The sequence below is a fragment of the Rhodoferax sp. AJA081-3 genome, assembly GCF_017798165.1.
GTDB lineage: Bacteria > Pseudomonadota > Gammaproteobacteria > Burkholderiales > Burkholderiaceae_C > Allorhodoferax.
The window spans coordinates 2,449,791-2,470,069 of the sequence record NZ_CP059068.1 but is presented as its reverse complement, the minus strand read 5'-3'; the positions used below and the strand labels follow the sequence as shown (position 1 = coordinate 2,470,069).

19 protein-coding genes are annotated in these 20,279 nt (G+C 63.7%); 7 read left to right on the top strand and 12 right to left on the bottom strand.

The genetic code is table 11. The features are described 5' to 3' along the window. Positions 1-48: 48 nt before the first annotated feature. Positions 49-498, top strand: a complete 450-nt coding sequence (locus HZ993_RS11515) for a putative toxin-antitoxin system toxin component, PIN family (RefSeq protein WP_245213913.1) — start codon at positions 49-51, stop codon at positions 496-498. Between the two features lie 4 nt (positions 499-502). Here the strand turns inward: HZ993_RS11515 and HZ993_RS11510 are convergent, their stop codons facing one another. Beyond that, positions 503-2,152, bottom strand: a complete 1,650-nt coding sequence (locus HZ993_RS11510) for an FMN-binding glutamate synthase family protein (RefSeq protein ID WP_209398053.1) — start codon at positions 2,150-2,152, stop codon at positions 503-505. Positions 2,153-2,239: 87 nt separating this feature from the next. Between HZ993_RS11510 and HZ993_RS11505 the strand changes: the two genes are divergently transcribed. Next, positions 2,240-3,100: a UPF0149 family protein gene (locus tag HZ993_RS11505; RefSeq protein WP_209398051.1), complete on the top strand. Its 861-nt coding sequence runs from the start codon at positions 2,240-2,242 to the stop codon at positions 3,098-3,100. A gap of 167 nt (positions 3,101-3,267) precedes the next feature. Then, positions 3,268-5,058, top strand: coding sequence for a methyl-accepting chemotaxis protein (locus HZ993_RS24865; protein ID WP_209398049.1), 1,791 nt, complete (start codon positions 3,268-3,270; stop codon positions 5,056-5,058). On the opposite strand, the gene HZ993_RS11495 is transcribed toward HZ993_RS24865, so the two are convergent. Continuing rightward, positions 5,055-5,942 (bottom strand): LysR family transcriptional regulator, encoded by an 888-nt coding sequence (locus HZ993_RS11495; RefSeq protein ID WP_209398047.1) that lies wholly within the window; start codon positions 5,940-5,942, stop codon positions 5,055-5,057. The two genes, HZ993_RS24865 and HZ993_RS11495, sit on opposite strands and share 4 nt — an antisense overlap. Positions 5,943-6,042: 100 nt before the next feature. Here HZ993_RS11495 and HZ993_RS11490 point away from each other — a divergent pair, with 100 nt between their 5' ends. Together HZ993_RS11490 and HZ993_RS11485 are read left to right on the top strand one after the other, a co-directional pair. After that, positions 6,043-7,080, top strand: a complete 1,038-nt coding sequence (locus HZ993_RS11490) for an NAD-dependent epimerase/dehydratase family protein (RefSeq protein WP_209398045.1) — start codon at positions 6,043-6,045, stop codon at positions 7,078-7,080. Between the two features lie 15 nt (positions 7,081-7,095). Continuing rightward, positions 7,096-8,352: a twin-arginine translocation pathway signal protein gene (locus HZ993_RS11485; protein WP_245213912.1), complete on the top strand. Its 1,257-nt coding sequence runs from the start codon at positions 7,096-7,098 to the stop codon at positions 8,350-8,352. A 163-nt stretch (positions 8,353-8,515) separates the two neighbouring features. Here the strand turns inward: HZ993_RS11485 and HZ993_RS11480 are convergent, their stop codons facing one another. The 7 genes from HZ993_RS11480 to apaG are packed head-to-tail and all read right to left on the bottom strand — an operon-like array spanning position 8,516 to position 13,895. After that, positions 8,516-9,043: a CinA family protein gene (locus HZ993_RS11480; RefSeq protein WP_209398043.1), complete on the bottom strand. Its 528-nt coding sequence runs from the start codon at positions 9,041-9,043 to the stop codon at positions 8,516-8,518. Continuing rightward, a complete protein-coding gene (locus HZ993_RS11475) occupies positions 9,040-9,633 on the bottom strand; it encodes a phosphatidylglycerophosphatase A (protein ID WP_209398041.1) in 594 nt (197 codons plus the stop codon). Before HZ993_RS11475 ends, HZ993_RS11480 begins: the two co-directional genes overlap by 4 nt. Next, positions 9,630-10,154, bottom strand: a complete 525-nt coding sequence (locus HZ993_RS11470) for an SRPBCC domain-containing protein (protein WP_209398039.1) — start codon at positions 10,152-10,154, stop codon at positions 9,630-9,632. Before HZ993_RS11470 ends, HZ993_RS11475 begins: the two co-directional genes overlap by 4 nt. Continuing rightward, positions 10,151-10,399 (bottom strand): HNH endonuclease, encoded by a 249-nt coding sequence (locus HZ993_RS11465; RefSeq protein ID WP_209398037.1) that lies wholly within the window; start codon positions 10,397-10,399, stop codon positions 10,151-10,153. The genes HZ993_RS11470 and HZ993_RS11465 overlap by 4 nt, the downstream gene beginning before the upstream one ends. Then, positions 10,396-11,442 carry a thiamine-phosphate kinase gene (gene thiL / locus HZ993_RS11460; protein ID WP_209398035.1) on the bottom strand — a complete coding sequence of 349 codons (1,047 nt, stop codon included), beginning with the start codon at positions 11,440-11,442 and terminating at the stop codon, positions 10,396-10,398. Before thiL ends, HZ993_RS11465 begins: the two co-directional genes overlap by 4 nt. Positions 11,443-11,454: 12 nt before the next feature. After that, the gene (locus HZ993_RS11455; RefSeq protein WP_209398033.1) at positions 11,455-13,494 is read right to left on the bottom strand and encodes a site-specific recombinase; all 2,040 of its coding nucleotides are present in this window, start codon (positions 13,492-13,494) and stop codon (positions 11,455-11,457) included. Then, entirely contained in the window at positions 13,494-13,895 is a 402-nt protein-coding gene (apaG, locus tag HZ993_RS11450) for a Co2+/Mg2+ efflux protein ApaG (RefSeq protein ID WP_209398031.1), read from the bottom strand. The genes HZ993_RS11455 and apaG overlap by 1 nt, the downstream gene beginning before the upstream one ends. A gap of 44 nt (positions 13,896-13,939) precedes the next feature. Here apaG and rpe point away from each other — a divergent pair, with 44 nt between their 5' ends. After that, positions 13,940-14,617, top strand: a complete 678-nt coding sequence (gene rpe / locus HZ993_RS11445; protein ID WP_209398029.1) for a ribulose-phosphate 3-epimerase — start codon at positions 13,940-13,942, stop codon at positions 14,615-14,617. A gap of 44 nt (positions 14,618-14,661) precedes the next feature. Then, positions 14,662-16,794: a bifunctional diguanylate cyclase/phosphodiesterase gene (locus HZ993_RS11440; protein ID WP_209398027.1), complete on the top strand. Its 2,133-nt coding sequence runs from the start codon at positions 14,662-14,664 to the stop codon at positions 16,792-16,794. On the opposite strand, the gene HZ993_RS11435 is transcribed toward HZ993_RS11440, so the two are convergent. From HZ993_RS11435 to HZ993_RS11425, 3 genes are all read right to left on the bottom strand, one after another. Further along, positions 16,791-18,539, bottom strand: coding sequence for a methyl-accepting chemotaxis protein (locus HZ993_RS11435; protein ID WP_209398025.1), 1,749 nt, complete (start codon positions 18,537-18,539; stop codon positions 16,791-16,793). The two genes, HZ993_RS11440 and HZ993_RS11435, sit on opposite strands and share 4 nt — an antisense overlap. A gap of 158 nt (positions 18,540-18,697) precedes the next feature. Beyond that, positions 18,698-19,285 (bottom strand): chalcone isomerase family protein, encoded by a 588-nt coding sequence (locus HZ993_RS11430; RefSeq protein WP_209398023.1) that lies wholly within the window; start codon positions 19,283-19,285, stop codon positions 18,698-18,700. An 83-nt stretch (positions 19,286-19,368) separates the two neighbouring features. Next, on the bottom strand, positions 19,369-19,956 hold the full coding sequence (locus HZ993_RS11425) for a chalcone isomerase family protein (protein ID WP_209398021.1): 588 nt from the start codon (positions 19,954-19,956) through the stop codon (positions 19,369-19,371). Positions 19,957-20,279: the final 323 nt, after the last annotated feature.

Genomic DNA, 20,279 nt, shown 5'->3' with positions numbered 1-20,279 from the left:
GGCATGTGCTCTGACCCCTTTTCTTCGCAGCCGCCGGAGAATGAAAAATTGGAATCTGACCCCCATTTCGTCATCCTGGACACCAACATCGTCCTGGACACCTTTGTCTTCAACGACCCTGCCGCCAAACCCCTTCGGCAAGCGCTGGAGGCTGGCACGCTGCAGTGGATTGCCACCGCCCCCATGCGCGAAGAGCTGGAGCGGGTGCTGGCCTACCCCAAGATCGCCAAGCGCCTGGCCTTTTACACATTGCAGGCGGCTGATGTGCTGGCGCAATTTGATGCGCGCGTCCAAACGGTAGACGTTGCGGCCAAGGCCCCCATCATCTGCAAAGACCCGGACGACCAGAAGTTCATCGACCTGGCAGTGGCCCACAAGGCACTGGTGCTGAGCAAGGACAACGCCGTGCTTTGTATGAAAAAACGGCTGCTAGCCTTCGGTGCATCTACGCAGATTGCTATTGAAAGTGTAGCAATCGCTGTGCCTGCCGCGTCCTGAGGCTTTAAGCCGGCAGCGCCTGCAGCGGTTCACTCTGCAGCAAAAAGCTTTGTGGTGCGGCCAGCGGCCAGGTCTGGCGGTAGATGATGGGCAGGGCCTGCAAATCACTTTCCAGCAACGCCCGGTCGGGCAGCTGCGTCAGTATCAGCTGGGCCAGTGACTGCACCTTGTGGTCGCCCGAGCGGCGCACGATGTGGTGGGCCGTGATCTCTGCGGGGTGGTTAACCCCGGCGGCCTGCACCAGCTCTTGCAGGGCATGCAGGGTTTGCTGGTGGAAGTTGTAGACGCGGGTGGCCTTGTCGGGCACCACCAGGGCCTGCTGGCGCACCGGGTCTTGTGTCGTCACGCCGGTGGGGCAGTGGCCGGTGTGGCAGGTCTGGGCTTGCAGGCAGCCCAAAGAGAACATGAAGCCGCGCGCGCTGTTGCACCAGTCGGCGCCCAGGGCCATCATGCGGGCTATGTCAAAGGCGGTGACCACCTTGCCGGCGCAGCCAATTTTGATCTTGTCGCGCAGGCCCACGCCGCGCAGCGTGTTGTGCACCAGCAGCAGACCCTCCTGCAGCGGTGAGCCCACGTGGTCGGTAAATTCGACTGGGGCAGCACCGGTGCCACCCTCGGCACCATCCACCACGATGAAGTCGGGCACGATGCCGGTGGCCAGCATGGCCTTGACCATGGCAAACCACTCCCAGGGGTGGCCAATGCACAGCTTGATGCCCGTGGGTTTTCCACCCGACAACTGGCGCAGGCGCTCCACAAACTCCATCATTTCAATCGGAGTGGAAAACGCGCTGTGGGATGCGGGCGAAACACAATCCACGCCCACCGGCACACCCCGGGCCTCGGCAATCTCGGGCGTTACCTTGGCGCCGGGCAACACGCCGCCATGGCCCGGCTTGGCACCCTGGCTGAGCTTGATTTCAATCATCTTCACCTGCGGGTCGCGGGCGTTGACGGCAAACTTGTCGGCATTGAACGTGCCGTCGTCGTTGCGGCAGCCAAAGTAGCCCGAGGCCACCTCCCAGATCAGGTCACCCCCGTGGGTGCGGTGGTGGACGGAGATGGAGCCTTCACCCGTATCGTGTGCAAAACCACCGCGTTTGGCACCCGCATTCAGCGCCTGGATGGCATTGGCGCTCAGGGCCCCAAAACTCATGGCCGAAATGTTGAACACACTGCAGCTATAGGGCTGGGCGCGGTCCGCGCCGATGGTGATGCGAAAGTCGTGGGTGGAGAGACGGGTGGGCGCCAGCGAATGGTTGATCCACTCATACCCTTCGGCATGCACATCCAGCTGGGTACCAAACGGGCGTTTGTCCGGGTCCCCCTTGGCCCGCTGGTAGACCAGGGAGCGCTGGGCACGCGAGAAGGGGTTGGCGTCGGTGTCACTCTCGATGAAGTACTGGCGTATCTCCGGGCGTATGAACTCCATCGTGAAGCGCAGGTGGCCGATGATGGGGTAGTTGCGCAGGATGGATCGTTTGGTCTGCTGCAGGTCGTAGACACCCGTGGCGACCAGGGCTGCAAACAGCAGGAAAGCCGGTATGCCAACCCCAAAGGCCACCAGGCTGAAGATGCTGAGCAAGAGCCCGAAGCAGCTCAGGCCCATGGCCGTGTAACGCACGGGGAAAATCGTGTTGAGGTAGTGCAGCATCACCCGACAATAGCAGGCAAATGCAACAAGGCAAAATGGTGTTAACCCCTTCCTTGTTGCGCACCAACACACACACCCGCTACCCCTATGAACCCTACGCCCGCCCCCACCGATACCCCTGAAACCCCCGGCGATCTGCCCGGTGCCGTCACCGCCGACCAGTTTGACACCATAGACGCCATCCTGGACGACCTGCGCACCCGCTACGACGAAACCCCGCAATGGGAGTTTTGCGAAGGCTTCATGGCCGCGCTGATCTGCTGCCGCCGCCCCATCCCCCAGGCCGAGTACCTGGATGTGTTGCTGGCCATCGGTGAGGGTGGTGACGATGAGCCCTTGGTGGTGCAGGAAGGTGACGCTGCACCCGAGGCGGGCGGCTCCTTTGCCGATGACGCCCAACGCGCACAGTTCCTGCAGATCTGGAACCAGCGCTGGGCCGAAGTCCAGACCGCACTGGACACGCCCATCGAATCCCTGGAAGACAGCCACGCCTACCACCCCGAGGTGATGGACGTGCGCGGCGCCATGGCCGCCTTGTCGCCCGAAGAACGCGCGGAACTGCCCGACGAGGACCTGCCAGCCTTCGGTCAGGTCTGGGCCCTGGGCTTTATGTTTGCGGTCGAGGCCTGGCCCGACGAATGGGCCGAGCCCAGCGACAAAAAGGCCGCCAAGTGGCACGACGTGGCCCTGCAGGCCATCGTGGCCCTGACCGAAGACGACGCGGGTGAACCCGAGCTGTCCCCCTTCAGTGATGACGGCCCGCCCTCCATGAGCACGGACCGGCTCAACGCCTTTGCCGATGCCGTGTGGTCGGTGTATGACCTGCGGGAGATCTGGCGCGGCATAGGCCCGCGCGTGGAGACCCTGCGCCGCGCGGATGTGCCGGGCCGCAATGACCCGTGCCACTGCGGCAGTGGCAAAAAATACAAGAAGTGCCACGGCGCGTGACCTAGATCAACGCTCGTAAAACTTAGGCCCCAAATAGGGGGTTGTTCTTGGCGTATGGCGTTGCTTGTGTTTTGCAGCGACGTTACGATATGCCAGACACGCGACAAAGTTGGGATGCGCGTTCGTTCAAGCAGCACCGCACTGCAAACCTTTTTTGGAGTGATCGAATGAGCATTTCTTCCTGGTCGGTACGATTGAGACTCACCATTGGCTTTGGTCTGGTTTGCGCCCTGATGCTGGTTATCTTGGGCGTAGGCCTGCTCTCTGTGGCGCGCGTGGATGGTGTTTTGCGCACGGTGGTAGACACCAGCGTGCCCAAGATCGATGCGGCATACACCATTGAAATACAGGCTAACAACCAATCCATCGCGGTGCGCGATATGTTGCTCGCATCCGATGCGGCAGATCGCCAAAAGCAGGCAGAAATCATTGCCCAGGCGCGCACCATCGCAGCCAAGAACGTCGAGTTGCTGGAGCAGCTGATCGTGATGCCCAAGGGCAAGGAACTCCTAAGCAAAGTCAAAGAACAGCGTAGCAAATATGTCGCCGCGCAGGATGCGCTGGTCGCCATGATCACCGCAGACAAGGCGGACGAAGCCAAGGCGTATCTCCACAAGGAATTGCGTCCACTGCTGGACAGTTATATGGCCGGGCTTACCGAATTGGCAGCCTTCCAGACCGAGGCCATGGATGCCGTCGCCAAGGTTGGTGATGAAACCTATCGCCAGGCACGGACCGTGATGCTGGTATTGGGGGTCTTGGCCCTACTGGTAGCCGCTGCACTGGGCTACTTCATCACCCGCAGCCTGCTCAAGGAGCTGGGGGGCGAACCCGGTGTCGCTGCTGACTTGGCGCAGGCCGTTTCGCAGGGTGACTTCACCCGCAACGTGGTGCTGCAAGCCGGTGACACCACCAGCCTGATGGCCAGCCTGGGCACCATGCAGGGCAATCTGGCCCAGATTGTCACCACGGTGCGCGCCGGGTCCGAAGGTGTGGCCACTGCCAGTGCGGAGATTGCCCAGGGCAACAACGACCTCTCTGCCCGTACCGAACAGCAGGCCAGTGCGCTGGAAGAAACCGCTGCATCGATGGAAGAGCTGGGCTCCACCGTCAAACAAAACGCTGACAGCGCCCGTCAGGCCAACCAGCTGGCGCAGAGCGCCTCCAGCGTGGCGGTTCAGGGTGGCAAGGTGGTGGAGCAGGTGGTGGAGACCATGAAGGGCATCAATGAATCCAGCCGCAGGATTGCCGACATCATCAGTGTCATCGACGGCATTGCCTTCCAGACCAATATCCTGGCCTTGAACGCTGCGGTGGAAGCCGCCCGTGCGGGTGAACAGGGCCGTGGTTTTGCGGTGGTGGCCTCCGAGGTGCGCAGCCTGGCCGGCCGCAGCGCCGAGGCCGCCAAGGAAATCAAACAATTGATCAACGCCAGTGTGGAGCGCGTCGAACACGGCAGCGCGCTGGTGGACCAGGCTGGCACCACCATGACGGAAGTGGTCGACAGCATCCGCCGCGTGACCGACATCATGGGTGAAATCAGCGCGGCCAGCAGTGAACAGGCCAGCGGCGTGGCGCAGGTGGGTGAAGCCGTCACACAAATGGACCAGGCCACACAACAAAACGCCGCGCTGGTCGAAGAAATGGCAGCGGCAGCCGGTGCCCTGAAGGGCCAGGCACAAGAGCTGGTGCAGGCGGTTGCCTTCTTCAAGTTGGGAGCAAGTACAAGCCAGGCTCCCAGCCTGCCCCGCACGGCCGTGCGTGCCCCCGCCGCCCAGGCCAAGCCCTTCAAGGGCGAAGAGCGCCGTGCCATCGCAGCAAGCAGTGCCGCCGCTGCCCGCAAGCCTGCAGCCACCGCGCCTCAACCCGCCGCCCCCAAACCCGCCGCTGCGGCTGCACCCAAGACCCAGAGTAAACCTGCCCCTGCCGGTGGGGATGATGATTGGGAAACCTTCTAAAGGAGGTCTGGCAGGCCGTCTGCCAAAAAGTCGTAGACCGCCCGTATGCGGGCGTTGGTGCGGATTTCACGGTGCACGGCCAGCCACATGGGCAGGGGCGGTATAGGCAACTGGCCGCGCAATACAGGTAACACATCGGGCTCGGCGCGGGCCATGTAGTCAGCCACAAAGCCGATACCCAGGCCTGCGCGCACCGCCTGCCATTGCACCACCAGATCGTCGGTGCGCAGGGCAAAAGCCTCGGGCCCCACGGCATAACCCATGGCCTGGAAACCCTGCAGGATGGCGAGGTCGGTGTCGCTGCCGATCAGGTCATGCTGCAACAAATCTCCGGGCTGGCGCAGGGTGCTGCGCCGCGCCAAGTAGCTGCGGTGTGCATAGGCGCCCAAGGCAACACTGCCAATTTTTTTGGCCACCAGCGTTCCCTGGTCCGGGCGCACCATACGCACGGCAATGTCGGCCTCGCGGCGCAGCAGGTTGGACACCTGGTTGCTGGCCACCAGCTCTACCTGGATGTCAGGCAGGGCCTGGCGCATCTGCGCCAGCAGCGGTGGCAGCAATTGGGCGGCCACAGGCTGGCTGGCGGTGATGCGCACCGTGCCCATGGTCTGGGCCTGTGCGCCGGTCAGTGTGCGGGTCAGCTGCAGGGCACCGGCTTCCATCTCGCGCGCCGCATCGGCCAGCTGCAAGGCCGTGGCCGTGGGCACCAGGCCCCGCCCTGTGCGCTCGAATAGCACCACGCCCAATTGGCTCTCCAGTTCGGCAATGTGGCGCCCCAGTGTGGGCTGGCTGGTTTTGAGTACCCGCGCGGCGCCCAGCAGGCTGCCCTGGTCCAGTGCGGCGAGGAAGGAGCGGATCAGGCTCCAGTCGAAGTTGGGTGGCATGGCGGTGTTCACAATTGCATAGCTGTTGTAAGCATATATGCAATTGTGTGAATGGCTGAAAGTTTTAACAATGCCTCTATCAACCACACCTGGAGGCAGCATGCACATCCCCAACACCGCCAACACCGTTCTGGTACTCGGCGCCCGCGGCCGTTTTGGCCTGGCGGTCGCCCGTGCGTTTGCCCAGGCCGGCTGGCGTGTACTGGGGCAGACCCGTCCGGGGGCCGTCCTCCCGACCGAGCCGTCGTCCATCGAATGGTTGGCCATAGACCCGTACGACTCCCATGCCTTGGCCCAGGCCGCGCAAGGCGCCAGCGTGGTGGTGCACGCCCTCAACCCCGCTTACACCAACAAGGCTTGGCAAACCCAGGTGCTGCCCATGATCGACGCGGCCATCACCATCACCCGTGCACTGGGTGCCACGCTGATGGTGCCAGGCAATGTCTACAACTTTGGCGCCAGCATGCCAGCCGTGCTGCGTGAAAACACGCCCCAGTCGGCGGGCACGGTCAAGGGTCAGATCCGCATCGCCATGGAGCAGCGCTTGCAACACAGCGGAGTACCCAGCATCGTCATCCGTGCGGGCGACTTTTTTGGCAGCGGCAGCGGCACCTGGTTTGATACGGTCCTGGTCAAGAACATCCGCAAAGGGTTGTTCACCTACCCCGGTGCACCCGAAGTGTCCCGGGCCTGGGCCTACCTGCCGGACCTGGCCCGTGCCTTTGTGGCCGTGGCACAGCGGCGCGCCGCGTTGCCCGCCTTTGAGGTCTTGCATTTTGCCGGCCACCGCATCACCGGCCAACGGTGGTCGGATGTGCTGGCCCCTATTGCCCAGGCCCAGGCCTGGGGCAAGCCCGGTGCGGCGCTCAAGATGGCGCAACTGCCCTGGCCCGTCATCCGCATCGGTGCGCTGTTGGTGGCCAGCTGGGCGGCGCTGCTGGAGATGCGTTACCTGTGGTTCACCCCCCATGCACTGGCCAATGACAAACTCACCGCGTTGATCGGTCCCGAGCCGCACACGCCCCTGGCCCAGGCCACACAGGCCGCGCTGGTCGATCTGGGGTTGATTCCCGGCCCGCCGGTGGGCGCTGTGCGCCCTGCTGCGCAGCCAACCGCACAACCCAAGCCCATCCACTGATCCCGGAGCACCTCCATGCACTTCCCCATGCACTTTCCACCCAACCCCATTGGTTCTTCCAACCCCACCCGAGGCCAGCCCTTGCAACGCCGGCACTTCATACGCCTGGTCGGTGGTGGTGTGGTGTCTGCCATGGCAGCCGCGGGCACGGTCGGTTTGTCCGGCTGTGCCCCAACCATGCCGCCGGAGGCGATTGAAGCCTGGGCCGGCCCGGGCGCTGTTGTGGGCGCCGCTACCGACGTGCGGCGCTGGCTGCTGGGCTACGCCATCCTGGCGCCCCACTCACACAACCTGCAGTCCTGGGTGGCCGACCTGGGCACGCCCGGCCAGATCACGCTGTACTGCGATCTGAAACGCCTGCTGCCGCAGACCGATCCGCTGTCGCGCCAGATCATGATGAGCCACGGCACGTTTCTGGAGCTGCTGGACATAGCCGCCCGTGAGCGGGGTTTGCGAGCCGATATTGAGCTGTTCCCCCAAGGCCGGTTTGGCCCTGCCACGCTGGATACACGCCCGGTCGCTACCGTGCGGCTGACACCCGATAGCAGTGTCGCCAAAGACCCGTTGTTTGCGCAGATCTTGCGCCGCCATACCAACCGCAACAGTTATGACCTGGCCCGCCCGGTGCCGGCTGCAGCCTGGGACGCCATGGCTGGTGCTGCGGCGGTGGGGTTGCAGGGTGCGCGTGTGGGGTTTGCCGGGGTGGAGCAGGGCGCGTCCGTATTGGCAGCCCACCGCCGCATCGCACGGGATGCCTGGCGCATCGAGCTGACGGTGCCACGCACCATCATGGAGTCGTTTGACGTGCTGCGCGTGGGGCAGTCCGAAATTGCCACCCACCGCGACGGCGTTTCGTTGACCGCACCCATGGTGGTGGCCATGGACCGGTTGGGCCTGTTTGACCGCAGCCAGGCGCCCGCGCCCGATTCGTATGCCACCACCAGCCAGATCAAGGCTTTTGACGCCAAGCTGGAGTCCACCCCCGGCTTCTGGTGGTTGGTGACGCCGGGCAACGACCGCGTGACCCAGGTCAACGCGGGCCGCGCCTATGTCCGTGCGCAGTTGGCCGCCACGGCCCAGGGTCTGGCCATGCACCCGCTGTCCCAGGCGCTGCAGGAGTATGTGGAGCAACAGCAGACTTATGCCGATATCCACACCTTGGCCGGTGCTACGGCGCCGGGTGAGACGGTGCAGATGTGGGCGCGGGTGGGGTATGCGGCGGCGGTGGAGCCTGCACCGCGGCGTCGGCTTCAGGATTTCATTCGGGCTTAACGTGTGGTTGTGTGCGGGTGGGGGGCGGCGTCTGGGCGCCAGGGCGTTCTGCTCCGTGTCCCCCGCCCGCTGCGCGGGCTCCTCCTTTTACCTGCGCAGAACGCCCTGGCGCCCAGACGCCTTTGGCTTCTCTGCGGGCCCTTCCCATGGGGACACGTGGGGGCTAAGTTTTTATGGCCTGCAGTAGCTCCAACAAACGCTGGAGCGCGTGCTGCACGGTGGCGGCACGCACCTGGGCTCGGTCACCGGCAAAGTGGTGCAGTTCGGTGACCACACCGGCGGGTGTGGCCCAGCCCAGCCAGACGGTGCCCACTGGTTTGGCGGGGCTGCCGCCACCCGGGCCGGCTACACCGGTTACGGCTAAGGCCACCTGGGCGGCGGAGTGTTGCAGGGCGCCTTGGGCCATGGCGCGGGCCACGGGTTCGCTGACGGCGCCGTGCTCGGTTATCAGCGCGGCGTCCACGCCCAACATCTCGGTCTTGGCGGCGTTGGAGTAGGTTACAAAACCGCGGTCAAACCAGTCGCTGGAGCCGGCCACATCGGTGCAGCAGGCGGCGATCAGGCCACCGGTGCAGCTTTCGGCGGTGGCCAGTTTCCACTGATGGCTGAGAAGGAAATTGGCCACTAGCCCCCGTGAAATATCAATAGTCAGCTCTTTTTTTGATAGCGAATTGGATGGTGATGGGGTCATGTGGCAAACCTCCACACGGCAATCACCAGCACCGTGCAGCCCGCCGCCACGAGGTCGTCCAGCATGATGCCAAAGCCCGCTTTGCGCCAGGCTCCAGGGTCGCTGGTGGGGTCCAGGTGGTGGTACAGCGCGTCGGCCCAGCCCACGGGGCCGGGTTTGACCGCGTCAAAAAAACGGAACAGGCCAAAGGCCATGACCTGGCCCACCAGCCCGGCGGGCATGACCAGCCACAACACCAGCCAGAAGGCCACCACCTCGTCCCACACAATGCTGCCGGGGTCCAGCACACCCATGTGGCGTGCGGTGACGGTGCTGGCCCACCAGCCCAGTGGCAGGCTGATGCCAATCAGCACGGCCCAGCGCAGGTCGTTCATCCAGGGCGCCAGAACCAGAAAGGCCACCCAGGCCCACAACGTGCCCGCGGTGCCGGGTGCGATGCGTGACAGGCCGGAGCCAAAGCCCAGTGCGATCCAGTGTGCGGGGTGGGCCAGCAGAAAACGCACTGTCGGCCGGGCGATGGGTGGCGGGCGCCCGCTATCCACCGGGAACACGGTCACCGGGTCGGCAAGCGGGTCGGGCCTGGTGGTCATATGCGGGGCAGCTGCGCCAGGTAGGCGTCCAGTTGTTCAAAACTGGCTTTGCAGCCCTGGGCCATGGAGGCATGGCCAGCGGTGAAGACGGCTATCTCGTCCGCATTGGACTGGTAGGGCTCCCAGGCGATGTGGATGCGCGTCTGGTCGACCTCTACCGCTTCAAAGGTGGTGGTCGACAGGGTTTGCAGCGGCCAGGCGGGCGACATGGGGTGGCGGGTGAGGCCAGCGTTGGCGTCCGAGAAGGCCACCACCATGGACAGGGTGTGGGGTGCGTCGATGGTGACAAAGGTCCACTTGCCCCACATCTCAAAACCGGTGGGTGTGCGCAGGCAGTAGTGGAAGATGCCGCCGGGGCGCAGGTCAAAGTGGCTGACTGGCATGGAGAAGCCGCTGGGGCCAAACCACTGCATCAGCGGCTCTTGTTCGGTGTAGGCCTTCCACACCGCGTCCTGCGGGCCGTTGACGGTGCGGCTGATGTGGAAAACGGCGTCGGGGCCGTGGGTCTTGGGCTCGGTCATGGTGTGGGCTCCGGTGGTTCCGCTGGGATTATCTGTGGCCGGCTGCGCTGGTGGTTGCATACCGCATGGCTGATGGCCAGATTTTCCAGGTGGCTGTTGCCACCCTCGCTCAGGGGTTTGATGTGCTCCAGTGTGGCGTCTGCCGGGGCCACGGGCAGGCCGCAGACCCAGCAGGGCACCACGCCATGCAGCTGGCGGGCCACGGTTTTGTATATCTTGTCGCGGGTGTGGCCCAGTCGGCTCATGGTGCAGTGGTGTTGGCGGCCTTGTTGGACCGGAAGTGGTCAAAGGAAGCAAAGTGGTGGTCCACGGGTGCGCCCTGTGCATCCACCAGCCGCAGGCCCGGCTGGGCATCGATGTGCCCCACGCGGGTGACCGGTGTGGCGCTGGCCTGGGCTGCGGCCAACACGGCGGCGCGTTGCGCGGGTGCGGCGCAGAACACCAGTTCGTAGTCGTCTCCGCCGCCCAGTACACACTGCAAGGCCGTCAGTTCAGAAGGGTTTTGGTGAAATTGGCCTCTAGCCCCCGAGAAATATGCCTGTGAAGCTATCAAAGTAATAGCAATTGATGTGTCCAGCGTAGCCCCTACGCCCGAGCGTTCCAGGATGTGGCCCAGGTCGCCCAGCAGCCCGTCGCTGATATCGGCCGCTGCGCTGGCGACGCCGCGCAGGGCCAGGCCCAACGCCACGCGCGGCGTGGGCTGCTCCAGTCGCAAACGGGCTGCGGCCATTAGATCGGTGGGCAACTGAATATGGCCTTGCAAGGCTTCCAGTGCAAGCCGCGCATCGCCCAGTGTGCCGCTCACATAGATGTCGTCGCCAGCCTGGGCTCCACCGCGCAGCAGGGCCTGCGTGGCGGGCATGCCTGCGCGCAAGGGTGGACCGGCCGGCACCTCGCCAAACACCGTGATGCAAATGTTCAGCGGACCCTGCGTGGTGTCACCGCCCACCAGTTCGCAGCTGTGTGCATCGGCCAGCGCCAGCAGGCCCTCCGCAAAGGGTTCCAGCCAGTCGGTATCGGCGGTGGGCAGCGACAGGGCCAGCGTAAACGCCAGCGGCTTGGCGCCACAAGCGGCCAGGTCGCTCAGGTTGACGGCCAGTGCCTTGTGGCCCAGGCGGCGCGGGTCGGTGTTGTCAAAAAAGTGGCGGCCGGCCACCAGCATGTCGGTAGAGATGGCCAGTTGCATGCCGGGCCCTGGCTGCAGCAGCGCACAGTCGTCCCCCACGCCCAGCACCGCGCGGGGTGTGGGCCGGGTGAAGAAGCGGCGTATCAGTTCGAACTCACCCATGGGGCCCCCGTGTCAGCCTTCTTCGCGGGCGGGGCGCAAAAAGCTCATGGGCTCACTGCGCAGGCGCTCCAGCACCGCACGGCGTATGCGCACACGGCCCAGGCCGGTCACGCTATGGGCTTGCAGGGCCACGCGGAAGGCCAGGTAAAAACTCACGCTGAGGTTGAGCGCGCCAATGAAGGGAATGCTGGCAACGGCCCACCACAGCGCCGGGTTGCGCACCACATCCCAGCCCAGGGCGGCGCAGGCGGCCGCCAGCTGGCCTGTGGACAGGGTGACGTGGCGCACGTCCAGGCCCAGGCCCAAGAATCCGAAGATGGCCGGAAACAGGCCCAGCATGAAGCCCAGCGAGATGTTCGAAGCAAATCCCGAAATGTGCTGCCGCATGAACAGCGCCCAGCGGTCGGCCCGCTCCACACCCAGGCGCCGGGTGATGTGGGGGTTGTAGCGCAGGGCCGAGTCCAGCCGGTGCAGCACAAACCAGTTTTCCACCCAGCCGGCCAATATGCTGGAGGCAAACAACAACACGCCGGTAAAGGCCGCAAACAGCAGGCAGGGCCCCAAGAGCGTCAGCGACTGGAAAACGTAGGCCGCCGCCTCGGCACTGATCATGGGCCGGCCGATGGCCAGTTGCATGGCGCCCGAAATCAGCAACACGGCGGGGAACACCACCACCACATTGCCCAGCACCGCCGCCACCTGCGAGCGCACCAGGTGGGTCACCTCGTCCACAAAGGCATGCATGGCACCCGCGTCGGAGAAGTCGCGCAGTTTGGCCGCCATGGCCGGAGCGGTCATGGCCGGTTGTTTGGTGGCCAGCGTGCAGTGCAGCAGCTGGATCAGCACAAAACTCGCGGCATACATCAGGCCGGACCAAAAGCCGTTCCAAAAGGCGGTGAGCCCCACAGCCATGATGGCGAACTTCAGCCCGGTGGTGAGCGCCGTCAATGCGCCGCCACCGGCCGCACTGCGCAGCATGCCGCGGTATTCGCTGCGGGTGCGGGTGATGTAGTGTTCTCCCACTTCGGAGCTACGCTCGGCCACCTTGGCCGCCAAGAGCGAGGTGCTGTTGGAAAACAGGGCGCGCAGGCTGCGCTGGTCCTGCCCCACGCTGGCCAGGTGCGACATCAGCAGCGCGGTGTGAACATGGGGCGGGTCGACCAGCAGGCAGTCCAGCAGGGCGCGGATGCGCATCACCCGCTCACGCAGCTGGCGCAGGCGGAATACCAGGTCCACCGAGATGCCGTGGGCGTCCAGGTGGGTGTAGACCGTGGAGGCTGCGTTGCGGCAGGCATCCAGGCGGGTGCGAAAGTGGTTCACGGCCTGCGCCAGGTCGGCGCCCGAGCCGCTGCCGTCCAGCTGCGCCAGCCAGGCGTCGCGCAGGGTGTCAAAGTCGGACGCCAGGGTGTGGAAGGGGCTGGCGTCGCGCGCCCGCACACTCATGCGCAGGCGTATCTCGGGGGAGAAGCCGGCCGCCCGGATCTGGCTGGTGCAAAAGGTCATGGCCTCCAGCAGGGTGTTTTGCCAGTAGGTCAGCTTGGGGTGGGCCGCGCCCTGCATGCCAGAGGCGGGTGCGCTGAGCAACTCCGCCAGGCGCTCCAGGTAGGTGCCGGGCAGGGCCGCCAGCCAGGCGGCGTCCAGCGCGCTGGGCATGACCAGGGCAAACAGGTCGGAGGCGTCCGTGGTTTCCGGCGACACCGGCAGCAGCTTGTAGTGCAGGCGCTCCACCAACTCGCTGACAAAAGCATTGCGCGAGGCAAAACCGTAGTCGGACAGCAGGGTGGTGCCGTCCACTGTGTCCAGCAGCGTGCGCCACCAGACTTGCAGGCGTATGGTGGTGGCCGGGTCGGCCTCCACCGCGGTGATCAGCTGGCCCACCCGGGCCACCGCGGCGTCGGCCGAGCTGCCGTCGCCGCGTATCCAGTCCATCAGGCGTATCAGCCACAGGTGGCGCTGCACCTGGCTGGCATCGGCGTCCATGGTGTCCAGCAGGTACAGCAGCGCCTGCTGCTCGGCTGGGGGTGGGGCAGGGCGCGCGGGGGGCTGTGTCATCAGTGCAAGGTGCGCGAACCGCCCACGCCGGCTTCGCCACTCAGTGCGTCCAGCACAAACATGGGGATATCGGCCTCGAACTTTTCACCGTCTTCTGCCACACAAAAGAAACTGCCGTGCATGGTGCCGGTGGGTGTGCGCAGGCGGGTGCCGCTGGTGTATTCAAAGGCCTGGCCGGGCTTGAGCAGGGGCTGCTGGCCCACCACGCCCAGGCCCTTGACCCGTTCGGTATGCCCGTTGGAGTCGTTGACATTCCAGGCGCGTGAGATCAGCTGGGCCGTCACATCACCGGTGTTGGTGATGGTGATGGTGTAGGCAAACACATACTGGTCCTCGTCCGGTGCGGACTGTTCGGGCAGGAATTGCGGTAAAACTTCGACAGAAAATTGATACTTGGCCATAGCCGCCGATCCTATCTGATTCGCTATCTGATTAAACTCCGGCCATGACCTACCGCATCGCCCCCTCCATACTCTCCGCTGACTTTGCCCGCCTGGGTGAAGAAGTCAAAAACGTCATTGCCGCCGGTTCCGACTGGATCCACTTCGACGTCATGGACAACCACTATGTGCCCAACCTGACGTTCGGCCCCATGGTCTGTCAGGCTTTGAAGCCCCATGCCAAGACCGCTGCCGGTGTGGCCGTGCCGATTGACGTGCATTTGATGATTTCGCCGGTGGACGCACTGGCCGCAGCCTTTGCCGATGCGGGGGCCGACTACATCAGCTTCCACCCCGATGCCTCCGGTCACGTGCACCGCAGCATCCAGGCCATCAAGTCCAAGGGCGTGAAGGCCGGGCTGGTGTTCAACCCAGCCGAGCCGCTGGATGTGCTGGACTGGGTGATCGACGACATCGACCTCATCCTCATCATGAGTGTCAACCCCGGTTTTGGCGGCCAGAGTTTTATCGATTCCGCCTTGCGCAAGATCGCGGACGTGCGCAAACGCATCGATGCCAGCGGCAAGGACATCCGCCTGGAAGTGGATGGCGGCATCAAGGTCGACAACATCCGCCGCGTGGCCGACGCCGGGGCCGACACCTTCGTCGCCGGCAGCGCCATCTTTGGCAAACCCGATTACAAGGCGGTGGTTGACGCCATGCGCCACGCGCTGGCCGCCTAGGTCGCCACAAGTACCAGAAGTGCGTCGCTCCTTGGCCAGTCTCCATGCCAGGCTCCAAACCCTCTGATCCTGCATCTGAAGCCCAGGCTGCGCTGGTTGAACGCCTGAAACGCCTGGCCGTGGTGGCCGAGCGCAGCTCCAATGCGGTGGCGCTGGCCGATGCCGACCGCACCGTGGTCTGGGTCAACCAGGCCTTTACCGGCATGATGGGGCTGGTGGCGCAGGTCTGTGTGGGCCAACAACTGGCGGTGCTGCTGGAGCGGGGCCATGCAGACCCCGCCGCCTTTGCCCAGTTTCGCGACGCGGTGGACAAGGGCCAAGCCCTCAAACGGGAAATCAGCCTGCGGTCCGCCAACGGCGAGCCGCGCTGGGCCCTGATGGACCTGCAGCCCATGCACGGTGATGACGGTGAGCTGACCGGCTGGGTGGCGGTGGCCACCGACCTGACCGATCTGCGGGCCCAGCAGCGCCTGTTGACCCTGGCGGTGGATGGTGCAGGGCTGGGCACCTGGCAGTGGGACGTAGCCACCGGCGCCATGCAGTGCAACCAACGTATGCTGGACATGATGGGTTACCAGCGTATGGACATTGCCATGCATATTGATGCGTGGCACGCCGTGACCCATCCGGAGGACCTCAAGCCCTGGACCGCGGCTGTGATGGCGCAGGTGCGTGACCCCTCGGTTCCGTTGCGCATGTCCATGCGGATTCGCCACAGCAGCGGGCGCTGGGTCTGGATACTGATTGTGGGTGCCGTGGTGGACCGCTCGGTCCATGGCAACGCGCTGCGTATGGCCGGTGTGGCCATGGACGTGCAGGCCCAGAAAACCATGGAGCAGGAGCTGCGTGCCGCCGCCCGCACCGATGTGCTCACCCAACTGCCCAACCGCAGCGCCGTGTTGCAGACCATAGAGCTGGCGATTGCGCGCCGCAAGGCACAACCCGGTTACCACTTTGCGGTCTTGTTCATGGACTTTGACCGCTTCAAACAGGTCAACGACACCCTGGGCCACGGCGTGGGGGATGACCTGTTGCGCCAGATCGCCGCACGCCTGCAACACAGCCTGCGCCCGGGCGACAGCCTGCTGCACACCAGTGATTTTGCGCACATGGCGGCCCGCATCGGTGGTGACGAATTTGTGGTGGTGCTGGACGATATACGCGGCGACCTAGACGCAGAAATTGTGGCCAGCCGCCTGATCGACGTGTTGTCCGTGCCCTATACCGTGGGCACCAACAAGGTCAACTCATCGGTCAGCATTGGCATTGTGACCAGCACCCATGCGGCCGACGACGCCGATGGTGCGCTGCGCGATGCTGACATTGCCATGTACGAAGCCAAGCGCACGGGGCGTGCACGGTACGTCATGTTTGAGCCTTCCATGCGCCAGCAGGTGAATGCCTCGGTGTCGCTGGAAAACGACCTGCGCCAGGCCCTGGAGAAGCAGGAGCTGTTTGTGGTCTACCAGCCCCTGGTCAACCTGGCCACGGGCACCTTTACCGGCATGGAGGCCTTGCTGCGCTGGCGCCACCCGGTGCGGGGCATGGTGTCGCCGGTAGAGTTCATCCCGGTGGCCGAGGCCAGTGGCCTGATTGCATCGCTGGGGCAGTTTGTATTGCAGACCGCGTGCAGCACCTTCGCGGCCATGCCGCTGGTGGTGGCCGAGGGCGTGTACCCCACGCTGGCGGTCAACCTGTCACGCGCCCAACTGCGCCAGCCTGGCCTGGTGGCCGATGTGCAAGATGCCCTGCGCACCAATGGCCTGTCACCCCAGCAACTGGTGCTGGAGGTGACCGAAAGCCTGGCTGCGCAGGATGAAGAGGTGTTGACCACGCTGCATGGCATACGTGCCCTAGGGGTGGCCCTGTCGCTGGACGATTTCGGTACCGGGTATTCGTCCTTGTCATGCCTGCACGAGTTGCCGGTGAATTTTGTCAAGGTCGACCGCTCCTTTGTCAGCCAGGCACAGGACAGTGCCTACCACCGCGTGCTGATCGAAGCCACCATTCGCATGGCCAACACCTTGGGGCTGGGTACGGTGGCCGAGGGTATCGAAACCGAGGGCCAAGCCCGCCTGATGGCCGATCTGGGTTGTGACAAGGGCCAGGGTTACCTGTATGGCAAACCGCTGGAAGCCCAGGCGCTGGTGGCCTGGGTGCGGGACCGCGCGGGTTAAAAAGTCTCCCAGTCGTCGTCACCACCGGCCGGTGTGGGTTTGGTGCGGGTGGTCACTTCGGGTTTTGGCAAGGCGGTGGCAGCCGATGTTGTGGCAGAAGTGGGCTTGGATGCGGCGGTAGCCAACTTGGACGGTGCTTTAGCGGGTACCCGTACCGCGGCCGCTGTGGGTGCACGGGGCACCTTGGTTGCCGTGCGGGCCATGCCGCCACCCGTGCCCTCGTCAACCTTGAAGGCGGCAACCACCTGCACCAGGTCCTGGGCCTGGCTCTTCAGGCTGCTCGCGGCAGCGGCCATTTCTTCGACCAGGGCGGCGTTTTGTTGGGTGGCCTGGTCCATCTGCATCACGGCTTCGCCCACCTGTTGCACACCTGCGCTTTGTTCACCACTGGCGGCGCTGATCTCGCCCATGATGTCGGTCACGCGTTTGATGCTGTCCACCACTTCTTTCATGGTGCTGCCGGCCTGGTCGACCAGGGTGGTGCCGTGTTCCACGCGCTCCACGCTGGCACCAATCAAGGACTTGATCTCTTTGGCCGCTTCGGCGCTGCGTCCGGCCAGGGACCGCACCTCGCTGGCCACCACTGCAAATCCACGGCCCTGTTCACCAGCCCGTGCCGCTTCCACCGCCGCGTTCAGCGCCAGGATATTGGTCTGGAAGGCAATACCGTCGATGACACTGATGATGTCGGCAATCCTGCGGCTGGACTCGTTGATGCCCTTCATGGTTTCGACCACCTGGTCCACCACCACGCCCCCTTGCACCGCCACGCTGGAGGCGCTTTGCGCCAGCTGGTTGGCCTGGCGGGCGCTGTCGGCGTTTTGTTTGACGGTGGAGCCCAGCTCTTCCATGCTGGCCGCGGTTTCTTCGAGCGCGCTGGCCTGTTGTTCGGTGCGGGCAGAGAGGTCGTTGTTGCCCTGGGCAATCTCCGCGCTGGCGGTGGCCACACCTTCGGAACCCTGGCGCACATTGATCACCAGTTTGGCCAGGCTGCCTTGCATGTCTTTGAGCGACTGCAGCAGGGCGGCAATTTCGTCCTTGCCCCGGACGTCGATGTTGTTGTTCAGCTGTCCATGCGCCACCTGGTCGGCCAGCTCCACGGCCCGCGCCAGGGGCAGCACAATCTGGCGGCTCAGCCAAATGCCGCCCGCCATGCCGAGGGCAGCACCTATCACCATCACCACCAGGGCCCACAGAGTGGCTTTGGCGGCGTCCTTGGTGGCGGCGGACGATGTTTCGCTTTCTGCCTTGGACAGTTTGTCTTTCAGCTCTGCCATCAATGCGCCCGATTCCCGGTCTTTGCCACGGGCGGCCTTGTCGCCTATGGTGGGATCGAAGTTCATGGATTTGAACTCTTCAAAGGCCTTTTTGTAAGCCTCACCCACGACAGGCAAAGCGCGCTCAAGCTTGGCCAGCGTCTCTTTGGCCGCGCTGTCCAGGTTCATGGCGTCTAGTTCACGCAGGCCATCCTGCACGGCCTTCATTTCCTTGATGTGTGCGTTCCAGTACCGGTCCAGGTCCTTGGGCTCTTGCCCGCGCAGCAGCACGTTTTTCCACTCCTGGATGGCCGTGGAGAATTTGGAATCAATGACCGCCACCTTCTTGTGGGCGGCCACCGTGGACAAGACGTTTTTCTCATACACATCCAGCGCAGCATTGAGTTTGGCAATGCCAAACATGCCACCCAGAAAGAGCAGGCCCAGCGCAAACGCAAAGGCCAGGGGGAGTTTCAGACTGAGTTTCATGGCGACATCCTCGTTATGCGGATCCAACATTCCCGTGCAGACTAATACACTCTAGCGCTAATTTGTAAGCTTGTGTAGCGCAATTTACCGAGCCCAAAAGGTAAAAAAGCCCGCAGGCACGGGCCTGCGGGCTTTTTGTTGAGGGGATAGCAGGTTGCTTACTTGGTGATGCCCAGCATCGCGTCCTTGAGCATGTAGTCCGCAGGGGAACTGCCAAACCAGATGGACATCATGGCCTTGAAGAATTCAGGCTCCTTGAAGGGCTCGCCCTGTACCTTGCCTTTGGCGGTGACCACCATGCCGGTGCCGGGAATCCAGTCCAGGGTGATGACGTCGCCAACCAGCAACACTTTGTTGACGGTGAAGATGTCACCCATGCGAATCAGGCCTGGGACCAGCTTGGACATTTCGGGTTTGGAGGTGTTGTCTTCTACACCGCGGGTCAGCAGCTTGCCAAAAGGCCCTGCCTCCACTTCACGCAGCATGGTCATGGACAGGCGTTTGGGGCCGGGTGCCGCAATCAGCTCCTCCAATGAGCTAACTTTTTTGCTGGTGTACAAATCACCCACATAAACCTTGAACGGGCCCTTGTACCGGGTGCCCGCACCATTGAGTTGCAAGGTGGCGCCACCCACTACGGCGGTCTCCTGAACTTTGACGCCGTGGATGACCGTGGGCGCGGCTGTGGCCTGCAGGCTGAAGAAGAGGGCTGCTGCCAGAAGCAGTGAAGGTTTTATCAAGCGCATCGGGGTGTTCCGTAAATAAAAGTGAGTGACAGTGCTGCTATGGAGTAAATGGTGGGTGTATGGCGGTTAGAGCCTTGTGGGCGCTATGACATGTCACCCAACAGGTTGTCTTTCAGCTTCCAATAGGCGGGTTGGGGGCCTAACCAGATGCCCATCAGGGCCTTGAAAAATTCGGGTTCCTTAAAGGGCTCAGTCTGCACCTTGCCTTTGACCGTGACGACCAGTCCGGTACCGGGAATCCAGTCCATCACGATGACATCTCCCGGCACGAAGTTCTTGTTGGCCGAAAACAGCTCGCTCATCTTCATGAGGCCCGGTACCAGTTTGGACATCTCGGCCTTGGGGTTGTTGTCTTCCATGCCGCGGGTTAACAACCTGCCAAAGGGGCCGGCCTCAATTTCGCGGGTCATGACCAGGGTCATGCGTTTGGGGCCGGGCGTGGCCACCAGCTCTTCCAGTGACTTCACCTTTTTGGGCGTGTACAGCTCGGCGACGTACACCTTGAAGGGGCCCTTGTACCGTACGCCTGCTCCGTTGAGGGTGAGTTTGACGCCGGCGACGGTTGCGCTGTCTTCAACCTTTACACCTTCGACGTCTATGGTGGCCGCATAAACGGTGCTTGCCATCAGCAAACCTGTGGCGGCAATCAGCAAGCGTTGGTGCAGTTTCATGGGGAGCCTTTTTTGATAAAAGTGAACAGTCGTTCGTTTTTGTGTTCAACGCCCGAATTTTGCGCCGTTTACAACTTGCAACACCCTAGGGTTTTCGCGGAGGGTGCCCTTGTTTGGTGCAAAGGCGGACGCATCAGAGGGTTTGATACACTCGGCGCATGTTCGTTCACCATATCTTTTTGACGGGTTGTAGCGACCGGGGAGCCTGGCCCTGGCGTACCTGCACCGCCATGCCCGGATCCGTGGCTGCGCCACAGGCCTGATTCCTTCAGGTGAACATTGCGCAGGTCCCCACGGGTTCTGCGCGACCAAGCGGCACGGAC